Annotated in this window: 11 protein-coding genes; 2 read left to right on the top strand and 9 right to left on the bottom strand. The window is 49.1% G+C overall.

What is annotated here, in order from left to right; translation table 11 throughout:
• Window positions 1–7: 7 nt before the first annotated feature.
• Together gatA and gatB are read left to right on the top strand one after the other, a co-directional pair.
• A complete protein-coding gene (gene gatA / locus ACO0LL_RS06250; RefSeq protein ID WP_422950028.1) occupies window positions 8–1,462 on the top strand; it encodes an Asp-tRNA(Asn)/Glu-tRNA(Gln) amidotransferase subunit GatA in 1,455 nt (484 codons plus the stop codon).
• Between the two features lie 104 nt (window positions 1,463–1,566).
• A complete protein-coding gene (gene gatB / locus ACO0LL_RS06245) occupies window positions 1,567–3,024 on the top strand; it encodes an Asp-tRNA(Asn)/Glu-tRNA(Gln) amidotransferase subunit GatB (protein ID WP_422950027.1) in 1,458 nt (485 codons plus the stop codon).
• Window positions 3,025–3,155: 131 nt separating this feature from the next.
• On the opposite strand, the gene ACO0LL_RS06240 is transcribed toward gatB, so the two are convergent.
• The 9 genes from ACO0LL_RS06240 to ACO0LL_RS06200 form a co-directional block, all read right to left on the bottom strand.
• Window positions 3,156–4,523 (bottom strand): TolC family outer membrane protein, encoded by a 1,368-nt coding sequence (locus ACO0LL_RS06240; protein WP_422950026.1) that lies wholly within the window; start codon window positions 4,521–4,523, stop codon window positions 3,156–3,158.
• Between the two features lie 2 nt (window positions 4,524–4,525).
• Window positions 4,526–5,881 (bottom strand): HlyD family type I secretion periplasmic adaptor subunit, encoded by a 1,356-nt coding sequence (locus ACO0LL_RS06235; RefSeq protein WP_422950025.1) that lies wholly within the window; start codon window positions 5,879–5,881, stop codon window positions 4,526–4,528.
• Between the two features lie 2 nt (window positions 5,882–5,883).
• The gene (locus tag ACO0LL_RS06230) at window positions 5,884–7,680 is read right to left on the bottom strand and encodes a type I secretion system permease/ATPase (protein ID WP_422950024.1); all 1,797 of its coding nucleotides are present in this window, start codon (window positions 7,678–7,680) and stop codon (window positions 5,884–5,886) included.
• Window positions 7,681–8,409: 729 nt separating this feature from the next.
• Complete coding sequence (locus ACO0LL_RS06225; protein ID WP_422950023.1) at window positions 8,410–9,717, bottom strand: glycosyltransferase family 4 protein; 1,308 nt, start codon at window positions 9,715–9,717, stop codon at window positions 8,410–8,412.
• A 102-nt stretch (window positions 9,718–9,819) separates the two neighbouring features.
• Window positions 9,820–11,475 (bottom strand): tetratricopeptide repeat protein, encoded by a 1,656-nt coding sequence (locus ACO0LL_RS06220; protein WP_422950022.1) that lies wholly within the window; start codon window positions 11,473–11,475, stop codon window positions 9,820–9,822.
• A 16-nt stretch (window positions 11,476–11,491) separates the two neighbouring features.
• Complete coding sequence (locus ACO0LL_RS06215) at window positions 11,492–12,085, bottom strand: class I SAM-dependent methyltransferase (protein ID WP_422950021.1); 594 nt, start codon at window positions 12,083–12,085, stop codon at window positions 11,492–11,494.
• Window positions 12,086–12,179: 94 nt separating this feature from the next.
• Window positions 12,180–12,884, bottom strand: coding sequence for a SapC family protein (locus ACO0LL_RS06210; protein ID WP_422950020.1), 705 nt, complete (start codon window positions 12,882–12,884; stop codon window positions 12,180–12,182).
• A gap of 329 nt (window positions 12,885–13,213) precedes the next feature.
• Window positions 13,214–14,650, bottom strand: coding sequence for a tetratricopeptide repeat protein (locus ACO0LL_RS06205; protein ID WP_422950019.1), 1,437 nt, complete (start codon window positions 14,648–14,650; stop codon window positions 13,214–13,216).
• A 276-nt stretch (window positions 14,651–14,926) separates the two neighbouring features.
• On the bottom strand, window positions 14,927–17,001 hold a 2,075-nt coding region (locus tag ACO0LL_RS06200), incomplete at its 5' end, for a beta strand repeat-containing protein (protein WP_422950018.1).

Here is a 17,001-nt window from a genome sequence, read left to right as displayed (position 1 = left end):
TTCACTTATGCATACCAAGACAATTTCGCAATTATCCGCCCTGCTGCAAAGCAAGCAGGTTTCCGCCACTGAACTTGCCCAGCATTATCTGAACCGTATTGCTGCCAGTGACCTCAATGCTTTTTTGCATGTGAATCCTGAATGGACTTTGCAACAGGCTGCCGCAGCTGATGCACGTCTGGCCAGTGGTGATGCCGGTGTATTGACGGGCGTACCTATCGCCCATAAAGATATTTTCGTGACACGCGACTGGCGTTCTACAGCAGGCTCACGCATGCTGGGAAATTATGTCAGTCCCTTTGATGCCACTGTCGTTGAGCTGTTCAACAAGGCTGGCACCGTCACCCTGGGCAAATTGAATTGCGATGAATTCGCCATGGGTTCATCAAATGAAAATTCTTATTTTGGTGCGGTGAAAAACCCCTGGGACAAGACTGCCGTACCCGGTGGTTCTTCTGGCGGTTCAGCAGCAGCAATTGCAGCGCGTCTGGCACCGGCAGTGACAGCTACGGACACTGGTGGCTCTATCCGTCAACCGGCATCATTTTGCGGTGTCACCGGTATCAAGCCAACTTATGGCAGCGTATCGCGTTACGGCATGATCGCATTTGCCTCTTCACTGGACCAGGGTGGCCCTATTGCCCAGACAGCGGAAGATTGCGGTATTTTGCTGAATGCGATGACAGGTTTTGATGAGAAAGATTCGACTTCTCTCGAACGCAAAAAAGAAGATTTCAACCGTGACCTGAACAAGTCTTTGCAAGGCTTGCGCATCGGTGTACCGAAAGAATTTTTCTCTGATGGATTGGCTGCAGATGTGGAACAGGCAGTCCGCGCTGCGCTGGCTGAATATGAAAAGCTGGGCGCGACACTGGTAGAAATTTCTTTGCCAAAAACCGAGTTGTCCATCCCTGTGTATTATGTGATTGCGCCGGCAGAAGCTTCTTCGAATTTGAGCCGTTTTGACGGTGTACGTTATGGTCATCGCGCAGCAGACTACACTGACCTTGAAGACATGTACAAGAAGTCGCGTGCTGAAGGTTTTGGTGCAGAAGTTAAGCGCCGTATCCTGGTAGGTGCCTATGTACTGTCGCACGGTTACTATGATGCTTATTATTTGCAGGCACAGAAAATACGCCGTCTGATCGCCCAGGATTTTGCCACTGCATTCGAGAAATGCGATGTCATCATGGGGCCGGTAGCACCGACCGTGGCCTGGGATCTGGGCTCGAAAGCGGATGATCCGGTAGCCAACTATCTGGCTGATATTTTCACCCTCTCGACCAGTCTGGCTGGCTTGCCTGGCATGTCCATCCCTTGTGGTTTTGGTCAGGGTGAAAAAAATGCGAAGCGCCCGGTAGGTTTGCAAATCATCGGGAATTATTATGATGAAGCGAAATTGCTGAATGTGGCTCACCAGTTCCAGCAAGCGACAGACTGGCATACACGCGCACCGGCATGAGCCTCTTCCCTCTGACAGGGAATGAAAGATCATAAACATGGAATTGATGTACTGCTTTCTGTAAAGAGGCAGAGGCAATAAACAAAGATATAACGAGGAATATTATGCAATGGGAAGTCGTTATCGGTTTTGAGACGCATGCGCAACTCAAGACCAACTCAAAAATTTTCAGCGGCTCTTCAATACAATTTGGTGCGGAGCCCAATACTCAGGCCAGCCCGGTCGATCTGGCCCTGCCTGGCGTGTTGCCGGTCATGAATAAAGGTGCGGTAGAAAAAGCCATACAGTTTGGCCTGGCCGTCGGTGCCGTGGTTGCGCCTGAATCCATCTTCGCCCGCAAAAATTACTTCTACCCTGACCTGCCTAAAGGCTATCAGATCAGCCAGTTTGAAATCCCGGTAGTACAGGGCGGTTTCGTGCCTTGTGTATTTGAAAAAGATGGCAAGGCCGAATTCAGAAATATTGAACTGACACGCGCCCACCTGGAAGAAGACGCTGGCAAATCCACCCACGGTGCAGCCGCCCGCATGACAGGCATAGACTTGAACCGTGCAGGTACGCCCTTGCTGGAAATCGTGACTGAACCTGTGATGCGCAGTGCTGCTGAAGCGGTGGCTTATGCCAAAGCCTTGCACTCGCTGGTGACCTGGCTGGACATCTGCGATGGAAATATGCAGGAAGGTTCTTTCCGTTGTGATGCTAACGTTTCCGTACGCCCTGTCGGTCAAAAAGAATTTGGTACACGTTGCGAAATAAAAAACCTGAACTCTTTCCGTTTCCTGGAAGAGGCGATTAATTATGAAGTGCGCCGCCAGATAGAATTAATCGAAGATGGTGGAAAGGTAGTGCAGCAAACACGCCTTTATGACCCGGATAAAAAGATCACAGTAAAAATGCGCGACAAGGAAGATTCGATGGATTATCGTTACTTCCCCGATCCTGACCTGCCACCACTGAAGATCAGCCGCGAATGGGTAGAACAAGTTCGCGCTACCATGCCTGAGCTGCCATCTGCGATGCGCCAGCGTTTCATCGAGCAATTGGGCTTGCCTGAATATGATGCGACTGTGCTGACGCAATCCAAAGGTATGGCTACTTATTTTGAAGCGGTGGTGACTGCTGCGGGTGCCGCACAAGCCAAACCTGCGGCCAACTGGATGATGGGTGATGTGTCAGCGACTCTGAACCGTGAAGGCCTGGATATCAGCGCTATTCCAGTAACGTCCGCGCAGTTGGCAGTGCTGTTGCAACGTATTGCTGATGGCACGATTTCCAACAAGATTGCCAAGGAAGTGTTTACGGCTATTTGGCAGGCGCCATCTGAAGATACAGGTGTAGTCGATAAAACGATCGCATCGATAGGCGGACAAATTTCTGATGTAAATGTTCTCGGAAAAATCATCGACGAAGTCATGGCTGCGAATCAGCAGTCTGTCGATGAATACCGTGCAGGCAAAGAGAAGGCATTCAACTCCCTGGTTGGTCAGGCGATGAAGGCGACCAAAGGCAAGGGTAACCCGACTCAGGTCAATGAATTGCTGAAGAAAAAATTGGCTGGTTAATTCCCGGCTGAAAATGAAAAACGGCACATCTGTGAAGATGTGCCGTTTTTTTATACCTGCTGATTTATTGTCTGGCTTTTAGTGCCGGGCTTGGCGTCTGCTTCAAATCCCGGCAGCAGCCTTTATCAATATCAGTTCGGTGCAAAGTAAGCAGCTACTGTCTGTACATCATCCACACTGATATTACCTGCAGTGACGCGCAGCTTGAGGTAGCTGATCAGGTAATTGTACTTGGCTTGCGCCAGGTCACGTTTGGCGGCGACCAGTTGTTGTTCGGAACCGAGCACGTCCAGATTGATACGCACACCACCTTTGACACTTTGCTTGGTTGCTTCAACCAGCAAAGTCGCGGAGTTGACGGACTTTTGCAAAGCACTGATTTTCGTCAAACTGGTTTGTATAGCATTAAATTGCTTGCGCAATTCTATCGAAATTCTGTTCTTGGTTGAGTCCAGATCAGCTTTGGCCTTGTCGCGGTTGGCGATGGCCTGATTACTGATTGCGGTGACATAACCGCCAGAATAAATCGGTATCACCAATTGCACGCCTATGCTCTTGATCGTCTGATCTTGCGTACGTGTCGTGATACTGTCAGACAAACCACGGTTGTAACCAACGTTCAGATCCAGCCTTGGTGTATGGCCTGCTTTACTCTTGCTGATTTCCAGTTCGGCAGCTTCGACAGAATATTTGGCGGCTGCAATTTCAGGATTGCTTTCTGTTGCGATCGTCATCCACTCTTCAAAACTGGAGAGGGCAACAGGCATCACGGTAAACTCTGGGCGCAAGCCATCAAGCTGCACTACTTCACTGCCAATGATGGCAGAAAAAGCATTCCTTGAATTCAGCAAATTGTCTTGCGCTTCTATCACCTGAGCCTCGGCAACATCAAGCTTTGCCTGGGTTTCCAGCATGTCGGTCTTGGTGCCTTCACCTTTTTCAAACATGCGCTCATTGATGCGTTTCTGTTCGGCATAAGCATCTCTTTGGGCACGGAACAAATCTACCTGATCTTCAGAGAATTTGACATCCGCATAAGCTGTCGTCAGGCGGATGATCAAGTCTTTGCTACGTGCAGAAAAGATAGCGTCGCTATAGTTGGTCTGCGCTATGCCTTGCTTGTAACGCGCTGCCGTATCCAGACTGAACAACACCTGACGCAAGGAAACAGAATTGGTGATGCTGGTGTAATCGTAATTACTGACCGCCACACCACCAGTTGGCTGACCCAAAAAGTTGGTCGCCGGCGAGGTGATTTCTGCGCGGTTTTTACCTGTTCCATAAGCATACTGTATGGTTGGCAATAAACCGGCCCGGCCGATATTACGGTATTCCTTACCCGCGATATTTTCTGAAACAGCTGCACGGTAAGTAGGATCATTGACCAACGCAGCCTCATAGGCCTGCAACAAGCCCATGGCCTGAGCCTGGCCTGCCGACATCACCAGGACGCCACAGGCAGCTGCGATCAGATTAAGGCGCTTCCATGATTTTTTCATCATTAATCCTCAGTCATTGCAGAATGGGCACGGTCGATCACTGGTTTCAACAGGTAGTTCATCATGGTGCGGCCACCAGTGCTGACAAACATTTCAACAGGCATACCAGGACGGATGTTCAGGTTGGCAATCATTTTCTTGCCTTCAGGTGCTACTTCTGCACGGACTTTATAGAAGGCCTGGCCGGTTCTTTCATCAACAGTACGGTCAGCGGATACCTGAGTAATGATGCCCGGAATATGCGGTGTGGTATTGGTATTGAAGGCAGAGAAAATCAATTCTGTTTTCAAACCGGCATGCACTTTATCTACCAGATTGACTGGCAAGCTGGCTTCGACGATCAGCGCATCATCCTGCGGAACCAGTTCCATCAATTTGAAACCACTAGGTACAACCGCACCTTTGGTGAATACATTCAGGCCGACAACGGTGCCTGCTACAGGTGCTTTCACGGCGACATTATTCAGATCAAAATCCAGTGCAGTCAGACGGTTTTGCAAGGCTTCTGCTTCTTTCTGGACATCAGACAATTGTGTGCGGATTTCTTTTTGATAGTCTTGCTGACGCTGTGATTTACGCAAGCCCATTTCCATGATCTGGCGTGAGACACGGCCCATATTACCCAGGTCTTCAGAGATACTGCCATTCACCTGCGCATAAGTACGTTCCAGATCCAGCAGACGATTGCGGGCAATATAGCCTTCCTTGGCCAGATCACGCATACCATCGAGCTGTTCTTTGAGGAACTGTTGCTGTTGCTTTTTGCTGACCATGGATTCTTCCAGGCCTTTGTGTTGCGATTTCAAACCAGCGATGTTTTCATCTACTGCACCCAACTCACTTTGTATGGAAATCTGACGTGTAGTGAACAGTTGCTGTTGCAGCGAAATGACGTTAGCAACGCGAGGATCGCTTTTTGCCTCATCCAGTTCCTTGGGAAAACTGATGGACTTTGCACCTACGCGTTCAGCCAGCAATCTTGCTTCTACCGCCTGGGCTGTAAACAATTGCACCCTGGTGATTTCTGCATTTGACTTGGCACTGACAGAGTTCATTTTCAGCAAGGTTTGACCTGCTTTGACGACATCGCCATCCTTGACCAGGATTTCATCAACGGTACCACCAGTCTGATGCTGTATGACTTTACGGCTGGAGGCCACGGCGACGTTACCACTCATGGGCACACCTTTATCGAGCTTGGCAGTAAACGCCCACAGCAGGAAGCCAACTACGCCGATCAGGATGATGATCCAGCCCAGGCGGGAATAGCCGCGTGCATCTGTATTAACTTCAAGTATTTCTACGTTGTGAGTTGTCACGTCCGTGACATCACCTTTTTTGACCAATGCATTTTTCATGATTATTCCTCTTGTGCAGCTGTAGCATTAATTCTTTGCTGCGTATCTGCCGGTGGCTCTGTAGCTGCTGACTGCAAACCGCCCTGAGCCTGCGCTTGTTGGGCAGCCTGTTGTGCTGCCGCAGCTTGCTGGGCTTGTTGCATCTGCTGTGCCTGTTGTTGATTTGCCTGATTCAGTGCAGCCAGTACCTGGTCACGTGGACCAAAGGCCTGGGCAACACCATCACGTAACAACAAGAGCTTGGTGGTGGCGCCCAGAATCGTCGTACGGTGCGTGATCAACACAATCGTTTTGCCGCGTTGACGCAAATCATTCACAGCAACGACCAGAGCCTGTTCGCCAATATCATCCAGATTCGAATTTGGTTCATCAAGTACCAGCAGGGATGGATCGTCATACATGGCACGGGCCAGACCGATACGCTGCTTTTGGCCACCAGACAGACCGGCACCGCCATCACCCAAACGGGTGTCGTAACCTTGAGGGAAATGCAAAATCATTTCATGCACACCGGCGCGCTTGGCAGCCATAATGACTTTTTCAGAATCAACTTCACCAAAGCGTGCGATGTTTTCTGCTACTGTGCCGCCAAACAATTCTATGTCTTGTGGCAGGTAACCAATATTTGGTCCGAGTTGATCTTTGTTCCATTGGTAGATATCAGCGCCATCGAGACGCACTTTACCAACCGCAGCTGGCCAGACGCCTACCAGCAAACGTGCCAGTGTGGATTTACCGGAACCTGATGGGCCGATCACGCCCAGTACGTCACCTGGTTGCAAAGCCATGGACAAGCCTTTAACAACAACAACAGTAGAGCCCGGAGGCGCTGCAGTCACGCCTTCGACAGACAAAGCACCCAACGGTTTAGGCAAGTCCATGCCAGCCTGACGTGGTGGATTGGATGCCAGCAATTCATTCAAACGACCATAGGCACCTTTAACAGTGCTCCATTGTTTCCATACACCGATCAGTTGATCGATAGGACCAGTTGCTTTACCCAACAGGATGGAGCCGGCAATCATCATACCAGGCGACATCTTGCCTTCAATCACCAGCAAGGCACCAAAACCGAGCACCAGGGATTGAACGGAGACACGAACAAATTTACTCAAAGCGGTGATAATGCCTGACTTCTCGCTCGCTTCTGCCTGCAATTGCAGGAAACGGCCATGCAATTTGAACCAGCGCGACATCAGGTTAGGCAGCATGCCCATGGCTTCAATGACTTCGGCATTGCGCAGATTATTCGTCGCCAGATTGCTGGAGACGATGGCCATGGTATTGGCTTCAGTCAAAGGTTTTTTGGAAACCACTTCATTGGCGTACGCCAGGATCACCATGACAATCACCGCAGCCAGCGCAAACAAGCCGAGATAAGTATCAAACATGAAGATCACGGCCAGATAGAACGGGAACCATGGTGCATCGAAGAAGGCAAACAAGCCTGCACCTGTGAGGAACTGACGGATTTGCGTCAAATCCTGCAAAGCCTGGCCGGCATTACCGCCGCCACGTTTCAGGTTTTGTTCAAATGCAGCAGTGTAGATACGCTTGTTCATTTGCATGTCGAGCTTGGCGCCCAGACGTATCAGTACAAAACTACGGATATATTCAAGCGCACTCATCAAGGCGTAAGCACCCAGCATCAACAATGTCAACATCAACAAGGTGATTTCGTTGCGGCTTTGCAAAACACGATCGTAAACCTGTAACATATACAGGGAAGGTGCTAACATCAACAGATTGATGATGGCACTGAAGATGCCAACGGTTCTGAAGGCACTTTTAAAGGTCATCAGAACCTGTGCAATTTCAGTTTGTGGAAGTTTTAGTTTCGAGATCATTTGTATTCTTTGCACACTGAAGTGCTAAAAACATCGCAATATAATAGGTGGCCGCTTGATGAGTAATCTCTTTAGAGGAGGAATTCATCAGCATTTTTAAGGCAAGGCGGCATTATCCCTGTTCACAACTCAATTAAATGTGACGTACATCACATTTTTCGAAAGCGTAACACAAGTTTTACGCTTTTAAAACGTGTTTCGTGTATCGAAGCCGATATATTTTGCATACCCCCTCCTGTATATCAAAAATCTCCATATACCTCCTGCAGCACTATTGATATTACGGGCATACTCCCCATATATTGGTAATACAAAAATTTTTGTCAATTGCATCACATACTTAATTGACATGCTTTTTAAACATAAAATGCTGTCAATTTAGAATCAGATATGCACATGCGGCACTTCGTTGGACCTCATTGAATGTATATCTCTCACTTGAAATGCTGCAATTTGCTGTGACTTAGCCAGAATTCTCACTTGGTGTAGCCTTATCGGCATTGGACCTTGTGCAGAGTGATCGTGTTTTGGGGTCCAGCGGGGTGTACGGCACTACAGAAGTTTGGGAATGCTTAAGTAAGTATGCTTAAAGCCGCGAGCGCGAAGTGGTATGCGAAAAAAAACGCCCCGCAATATCCGTTGCGGGGCGCCGAGTTCTTAATGGTCTTGCTGGCTACGATATTATTTTAACTCAATTACTACTGTGTTTACTAGTGCTTGTGCAGATATATCATTTTTTAAGTTAACTTTTGTGTCTTCAACCAGGCCATATACCCATTCTATTTGCGCTGGCAAACATACTTTTTGCAGATCATAAAATTCACAGGCAAAACGACGGGCATTTTCACCCAGACGCTGTCTTTCTTCTGGCTGATCCAATAAATCACAGACTTCCTTGCTCAGCGCTGCCACATCAAAGAAATCAACCAGCCTGCCTGTCTCATTGTGACGTATGGCCTCTCTCAAAGGCTGAGTATTCGACGCGACGATAGCGCATCCTGCGCTCATGGCCTCAAGCAGACTCCACGACAAAACGAAGGGGTAAGTCAGATAAACATGAACGCGCGACAATTGCAGCAAGGGAATAAAATGCTGGTAAGGGATATTCCCCAGGAAATGTATGCGTTCGCGCGCGCTTTCCGGTAGTTGCGGACTTACTTCGCTGAGGAAGATCTCTTTCCATGACCTGCCGGTTTCAGACTTGGCACCGTAACTGACATCATCCCCACCCACCATCAGTACGTGGGCATTGGGGCGCTGTGCCAATATCTGCGGCAAGGCACGCATGAAAATATGATAGCCGCGGTATGGTTCGAGATTGCGGTTGACGAAGGTGATTACTTCATCATCACGGGTCAGCTTCAATCCCCCACCCAGGGCCAGGGCAACACCGGGGTTGGGAGCGACCATATCCGTATTGATGCCGTCATGAATAACGCTGATGCGCTCACGGAAGGCGCTGGGGAAGGTGCTGGCCTGCCAGTGCGTAGGAGATATGGCAGCATCCGCCATTTCTATATGCAAGAGGTTATTGATATTCTTGAGTTGTATCTTGCAGGCTTGCTCAATCGCATTGGAAGAGAATTCAGGATCAAACCCGACATCCGCTCCTTGTGCGTGATAAAAGAATTCTGCATAGATGCCTAGCTTGGCTGTGGGCCATACTTTTTTCAGGAACAGGCTTTCACCCCAGCCTGGATGGGCGATGATCACATCAGGTACAAAACCCTGCTCACGCAATTGAAGCGCGGCACGCATGGCAGCTTCACCACGGATGACCTTGGGTTCACTATCGGCCAGCCAGGGATGGGTTTCAGCACTGGTACCTCGCGCAACCTGGTATGAGAATACCTTGACGCCATTCCACAGCGCCGGAGCAGCCTTTTGCATGGTCAGCGCGACAACTTCATTCGCCGGGTCTGCAGCCAGTGCTGGCGCAAGATGGACAAACTGACCTGGAAAATTTTGGTGAACGAACAGGATTTTCATAGCGCAAATTGAGTAGGAATACGAACTTCGTAAATTGCTACAGTATAAACGCTATTCGGCAGCACAGAGTCATGCCGATGCACTCATGCTGCAGGCAAATATTCAGGGAACAAGCAAATGCCTGGAAAACGCTTCGATAACAGCATCAGGTCGCAAATGATGCTCGTCTATATGCCATTGCTGATTCGATTTACCGCCACCGCCATCGGTCAGGGTAAACATATCGAGAAAATCCAGACCCCGCTCTGCAACCTGCTGTTTCAGACCGGTATTGAACAGTGTCAGAAACTGACCAAATTCCTGCAACTGATCTGCCGCATAGCCATTTTCATTGATTAAATAGGCAGGCACACCGCTGATGATGAGCTTGAGCTGGCGCGGCTGCGCATGGGCAACAATAAAATCCAGGAAAGCCACTATGACGTCCTGCACCCGCTGTGTCAGGCTGATGTTGGAGGCGTTGGGAGCGTTGTGGGCATCAGTAGTGCTGGTGCTTGCAGATTTTTTATTGGCTTTCAGGATGCCGCTATCAATGCGGCAATCAATTTCACCTATGCTAATCAACACGCTCGACGCAACAGGCACGGCCTGCAGATATTGCTGCATTAGTTGCTGGTAATGATTGGTTTCGACTTTGCCGATTTGCCACTGCGTACAGCCTTCTATCCATAGCCCTTTGCATTGCAGATGTTGGCCCTGATACGTGACCAGCAGATTATGGGCCGACAAGATGTGGCTCTCACCTATGACATACAGCGTGCCTTGCGCTGGCGGGTTTTGTGCCTGCTGCCTGTACATCTGCCACCATAATTGGATTTTCAACATGAAGGCGCAGTAAATCAAAGAACCTTTGTCTTTAATCAGCGCATTGCCCAGCATATCCTTTGCCACTTGCAGCAAAGCATCTACATTGGCCGGGCTACCAAAGACATAGTGCAGGATAGCCAGCTGTAGCGCAGCATTTTGCCTGGGAAAACCGGTCGTGGTCAGTTCCAGCACTTTGGCATAATGCTGAACCGCCTCATTTAACTGGCCAGTGATTTTATAGGCGTGAGCCAAGCAAGCGTGCAATTCTGGATTGTCGGGCGCGATGCTTAATCCTTGCTGGTAACTTTGCCTGGCCTCAGGCAGTCTTTCCAGTTTCAGCAGCGCGTTACCACGGTTATTCCAGGATTGAAAATGACCAGGATGACTACGCAGCACCTGTTCATAGTCAGCCAGGGCCTGCGCATACTGACGCATGTCCATGTACAGATTACCGCGATTAAAATGCGCATCAGAAAAATCTGGCTGTTGACGCAGCACATGTTCATAGCATGCCATGGCCTCTGCTTCTCGCCCCAAGGCGCTCAATGCATTCGCCTTATTGTTGAGAACTTCGGCAAAGTCAGGCGTGGCCGACAAGAAACGGTCATAACTGACAATGGCATCGGCGTGGCGCTCAAGGTCCATTAAAACATTGCCGAGTGAAGCATGTATGATGGTATTGGCTGGATTGATGGAAGCCGCCAAGGTCAATAGATCAAGCGCCTCTTGCAAAGCACCTGTGCTGCGCTTGATCATGCCCAGGAATTGCAAGGCTTCAAAATGCCGGGCGTCAATGACTAGTATCTGCTGATAGATGGCAGCAGCATCAGCCAGATTTCCGGCCTGATGCAATACCAAAGCCTTTTGCAGCAACTGTGCTGCCTGGTTTACCCGTGCATGGGTAGCAGGGTTCGTACCTTTGGTTACAGCAGATATTTTTTTCTTATGCATATTCAGCGCTTGAAGTTTATTTCAATTGCGCACGCAACAAATTCTCCATCTCAGGAATAGGCCTGGCACTCTTGCTGCCTACCGCCCACAAATCAAAGGCTGAGGGACGTGACGCCGCTACCACTGTCTGAAAGCCTGCACCAGCAAGTGTATTCATCAATACTTTTTGGGTAAAACCGCAACGGTGGGCCATAAACAAATTACCTCTTTCCATGGCTGCGCGGTGTCCATACAGGATATCGATAGGTGCAATCGGCCCGGCAGGTGATATGTAGGCGGGTTCGAGTAATTTGTCCTCAGCCACCAGTTTGCAGACCGATACCATATCAGGACAAGTCACGACAAAGACGCCGTCATCCTTGAGCACACGCATAATTTCCTTCAGTGCAACCGGTACTTCGTGCGGATACAGGTGTTCAATATTATGGGAGGAATAAACCGCGTCTATGGAGCCTGTCTCGACAGCACTCATATCAGTCAAAGTCCCCTGGATATCAGGATTGACCTTAGGATCGATATCGAAGCGTACTTCCTGCCATTCATCTGACTGAAAGAAAGGTGTAGTACCTGACTTGTTTTGTGGACCGCAACCTACGTGTAGTAATTTCAAAGGATCACCTGTAATTTAAACCAAAATTTAAACAAAAAAAATGGGGCATATAGCCCCATTTTCCATGCACATTCTATATCAAGTCAAATACAGATTACTGTACCTGATCTGGACGTGAAGAAGCCAGTGCCACTTTAGGCAGATGACGGAAAGACGCCCAGTGCAATTCCAGCAGGGACATCAAACCACTACGCACCCAACGCGCCAGTGTTGCATCATCAAGTGCCAGGACTTTTTCACGATCGACAATACGGAAACCGCCGATCAGGTGAACTTCATCGCCTTCACGGAAGTTGAGGTCTTTGGCAACCAATACGCCTGTGGTTTCCAGTTCATTCAGAATGACGCGGCCTTCACGCAGGTTTTTCTCATAGCTGTTCAACAGCTCCAGTACCTTGCCAAAGCTGGGGTTGAATTCTGCTTTGTCTGTAAATACCAGTTCACCCTCTTTGGTGTTGAACTGTGGCGCATCCATATCAGCAGCCAGCACATAGTCATCAGTGTCACCGATACGACCCAGGATGAATGGGTAGCGACGTACATGAACTGGTACATAGGCCTCAGTCCATTGATTTTTTTCATTCAGGAATACATTGCGTTCTCTCAAACCCAGTACGGCAATCGGATTGAGCAAGCCGGATTGTGAGAACAAGACTGGATAGAACTGTGCTGCCTCAGGAATTTCTGTCGGTGCCAGTGGGGCAGTCGTCAGGCTACGGGCAAAAGCAAAGTCAGCAGCTGGTTGAAAGCGCAAAGAGGCATGCAGGTTCTTGTCCAGGGTTTGAGCATTTTGAAACATAGTAAAACTCCAATAACTAGAAAAAGCCCATTTCCATTGACGGCATGGGTTAAGCGCCAGGCTTAGATGACATTAAATCACAAATCAGTATTTATTTTGATCAAAACACGCAAAAAGCGACTACTTACATTGAAATGAAGACGTTTTGGTCAAAATCAAGTGCAGTATTGTATCAGCAGCTTAAAGCGCTGGCGCTTTTTTCAGCATAGGCAGTTTGGGGCAAAATCAAGGCAGGCCAGGGTGCAGGTGCAACTTTGTTAGCGGATACGGTCAATGCCTGATTTTGATACCAGAGCGGTAATGGCATCATAGCAGTCCAGTCGCCAATGCTAGTGCTTACGCCATATCAGCAGATAACCTGGAATGGCCTGCAAATTTTCCATTCTGATGGTCTGTGGCAAACATTGCAAACACGTAAATCCATGTTCTGAGGCCAATTTGTCCAGATAATTAAGTTGATGCGCATAACGCCCACTATTGCGTAGCGTATAGCCTGTGCTACCGGGGGTGGTAGCAGAACCTCCATCTGCAGCTTCGACAGAAAAGGCAAACAAGCCATCGCGGATCAACAAACGACTGACCTCGGCAATGATATTATCAAGTTGCCCCAGATATACAAATACATCTGCCGCCGTCACGACTTCATAGATTGCACTTGCTTCTTGTTGCGTCATACTCAGCAAATCGGCTTTGATCAACCTGTGATACAGCCGCCTGGCCTGGGCTTTTGCCAGCATTTTTTCTGACAGATCAACGCCAACGAGGCTCGCAGCCAGTGGCGCAAGTTCTTTCGCGACCAAACCGGTGCCGCAACCCAGATCCAGTATGCGCCATGCCTTCGTGTCAGCCACGCGTAATTGACTGAGCTCCTGCCCAATAATGGCAGGAATCTGGTATTCCAGCACTTCTTGCAAATGCTGGTCAAAACGCTCTGCATAATCATCAAATACCTTACTGACATAACTGACTGGTGCCTGAGCACTGGCCTGCCCGCTGAGAACATGGATGAAATGCAGGGCATTGCCGTGTTCCGGGTCCAGGGCGACGGCACGCTGATAGCTGCTGATTGCCTGCGCAGTCTGGCCGGCATCCTTGTAAATATTACCCAGACTATTATGAATCTCTGCGTGGTTGGGCTGCAGCGCAGCAGCGCGCTCTGCACATAGTATGGCCTGATCTATGTCCTTACGCTTTTGATAAATCAAGGCCAGGTTATTCCAGGGCTCGGCCAGTGATGGATTAAGGCTGCTTGCGTGTTTATAAGCGGATATCGCCTCTTCCTGCTGCCCCATGTCCTTATATACATTGCCAATATTGCTGTGTGCCTCAGCATAGTCGGGCTTGAGCTTGCAGGCTTGGTGGAAACATGCGAGTGCCTCCACCAATTGGCCAGACTCCCGCAATGCCGATCCAAGATTATTCAGGGCGTAAAAATTCCGGGGATTGGCTTGCAAAGAGCGCTGGATAAATTCTATTGCGTTAGCATATTCTCCGAGCTGGTGAGCAGTCACGCCAAATAAATGCAGGGTGTCTGCATGCTCTGGCTGTATTGCAAGGATTTGTTGATAGATTTGCCTTGCTGCCTCAATTTGCCCATTGCGGTGCAAGCCCATGCCCTGCTCCACCCATGCAGCAATCTGTTTTTGCGCATCCTGTTTTTGCTTGTCTGCCTGCGCCTGCGCGGCGTCGTCTGCAGCCATGCAACATTGCTTGTATTTCTTCCCGCTGCCACAGGAACAGGGATCGTTACGGCTCAATTTTTTCATAGACGTTCGCAGGACTGACAAAACCAGGGATTCAGGATAGATGAAGCTGCATGCTAGCAAAGACTGGGCTGGAACTGCAGAATTTAATCGTCAAAATTAAACAAAAATCTCAAACAAAGACCTTCAACAAAAATACCGTTGTCGGCAAGGATCAACCATCATAAAAAAACCCACCGCTTTACAGGGGTGGGTTTTTTATTTTTACACAGCAGGGAGGATGTTTTCTCCCTGCTGCATGGGTAGCAAGCTACCCATTTTCCTGCATAGCTTACTGAATTAAGCGATGAAGTCGCCAGCGACGATGGAACCTGCGCCAGTGATTTTAACGATAAAGTCAGTTGCATCAACTGCACCTACAGTGCCACCGATGTTTTGGAAAGCATAAGTACCAGCTGCTGTACCTGCGGCTACAGTGATGATGTAAGCCTGAGTATTCGCTGCCAGAGCCGCGCCAGCACCTGTTGCTGCTGTAGCGATAGCCGCTGCCAAAGTAGAGATGTCAGCAGTAGCGATAGACAACAGGTTCAACGAAGTTGCTGCTGTGCCAGTTTTGAACACGTCAGCGCCAGCAACTTTGAAGTTTGCTACTGTATCGATAGCAGCAATGTTGGAACCAGCAGTGATAGTTTCAACACCAGTTGCAGTAGTGGACAGGTTGATAGTATCAACACCAGTTGCATTACCAGTTACTGTTACATTTGTAGCAGCTGTACCCAACAGATTAACTGTTTGGCCGCCTGAACCCAGAACTACTGTGTCAGCAAATGCGCCTTTAGCGAAGTTCAGAGTTACACCAGCACCATTTTCGTTAGTGAAAGTCCAGCCTGTTGCTGCAGAGCCAGTTACGTTCACTGTTTCAATGCCTGTTACCAGAGCAGTGATATTCAAGTTAGCACCGATAGCACCGATGTTCAGTGTATCTATACCCAAGCCGCCGTCCAGCGTTGTTGCGCCGGCGATTTGAGTTGCAGTGTAGTTGAATGTATCGTTACCTGTGCCACCAACAACGCTCACTGTGTTAGTACCAGCAGTGAATGTGTTAGTACCAGCAGCCAGAGTGAAGCGTTCGATCGCATTGTTAGCAACGATAGTACCGGCTGTAGTGAATGTCAGTGTTTCTGTATTGCCTGCAGAGATAGTACCTGTGAATGCATTATATTGCGCTGCAGTCAGAGTGTAGTTACCAGTTGCTGCCAATGTCAGATTTTCGAAGCCTGTGATGTTAGCACCAGAGATGTTTGCACCAGCGGCCAATGCCAGAGTATCAGTAACGCCAGCACCTGCACTGAAAGTACCAGTGTAAGCGAATGCGCCCAGTGTCAATGTCTGACCAGCACCAGCGCCCAGATTAACGTTACCAGCCAGGAAGGAAGTACCTGCACCTGTCACATCAACGTTATCAACACCTGTACCACCAGTTACTGTAGTAACACCAGTAGTAGTTGCACCGAAAGTGATAGTGCCACCAGTGTTATCAGTGATCAGAGATTTGATGTTGGTGATGATACCGCCAGTTGTACCGTTACCGAAACCAGTAATGCTAGAGTTACCAGTCAAAGTGATCGTGTCTGTATCGCCAACGTTACCACTGATAGTTGTACCGCTCAGGTTAGCTACTGTACCTGTGAAGTTGTCGTTCACATTGACAGCACTTGCGTAATTACCACCAGCAACGAATGCTGTTGGAGTCAATGCTGTACCGCCACCATTAACTGGATTAGTACCAACAACACCTGTTGTTACTGTTGCGCCACCAGACACTGTCACTGCATTGCTAACTGTAGTGTTGTTCACGCCACCACCAGTTGCATTGGAAGAAGACGTTGTGTCGATCACCAATGTGCCGCTAGTTACAGCGATCAGGGACAGATCGATGTTGTTCACGCCAGCGATATCATCAACGATAGTCAGTTGATGTGGAACGTTACCTGTGAATGTGATCACTGGTGTGCTCAGGGACAGAGCAGCACGGGCAGCAACCAGAGCAGCGTATTGGGAAGCAGTGATCACAACAGCGGAGTTCGCTGTGATGTTTTCAATACCCGACAATTGCGCGCCAGCCAGATTGATCGCACCGTAAGTGACCAGTGTATCGTTACCTGTACCCAGGTTGATCGTGTCTGTTACAACGCGGGCAACTGCAGTCGCTGTGGACTGTGCATTCAGGTTCACACCGTTTTCTGTCGTGTTGTAGGTACCGGCAACATAGTTACCCAACAGTACAACGCGGTCATTACCAGCGCCGAGGCTCAGGAAGTTGGCGCCGCGGGCCAGTGTGACGTCCAGTGCAGATTGTGCTGTCAATGCGCCTGCATCGATGGAAACGCCGACTGTTGCGTTAGCAACGTTGG

The sequence above is a fragment of the Undibacterium sp. TC4M20W genome, assembly GCF_049340245.1.
Lineage (GTDB): Bacteria > Pseudomonadota > Gammaproteobacteria > Burkholderiales > Burkholderiaceae_D > Undibacterium.
Note: the sequence above shows the minus strand (reverse complement) of the source record. Positions and strands in the feature narration are given on the sequence as shown.

Coding starts and splice junctions, on each gene's coding strand:
- gatA (WP_422950028.1), top strand. CDS start 8: ATGCATACCAAGACAATTTCGCAATTATCCGCCCTGCTGCAAAGCAAG.
- gatB (WP_422950027.1), top strand. CDS start 1,567: ATGCAATGGGAAGTCGTTATCGGTTTTGAGACGCATGCGCAACTCAAG.
- ACO0LL_RS06240 (WP_422950026.1), bottom strand. CDS start 4,523: ATGAAAAAATCATGGAAGCGCCTTAATCTGATCGCAGCTGCCTGTGGC.
- ACO0LL_RS06235 (WP_422950025.1), bottom strand. CDS start 5,881: ATGAAAAATGCATTGGTCAAAAAAGGTGATGTCACGGACGTGACAACT.
- ACO0LL_RS06230 (WP_422950024.1), bottom strand. CDS start 7,680: ATGACCTTTAAAAGTGCCTTCAGAACCGTTGGCATCTTCAGTGCCATC.
- ACO0LL_RS06225 (WP_422950023.1), bottom strand. CDS start 9,717: ATGAAAATCCTGTTCGTTCACCAAAATTTTCCAGGTCAGTTTGTCCAT.
- ACO0LL_RS06220 (WP_422950022.1), bottom strand. CDS start 11,475: ATGCATAAGAAAAAAATATCTGCTGTAACCAAAGGTACGAACCCTGCT.
- ACO0LL_RS06210 (WP_422950020.1), bottom strand. CDS start 12,884: ATGTTTCAAAATGCTCAAACCCTGGACAAGAACCTGCATGCCTCTTTG.
- ACO0LL_RS06205 (WP_422950019.1), bottom strand. CDS start 14,650: ATGAAAAAATTGAGCCGTAACGATCCCTGTTCCTGTGGCAGCGGGAAG.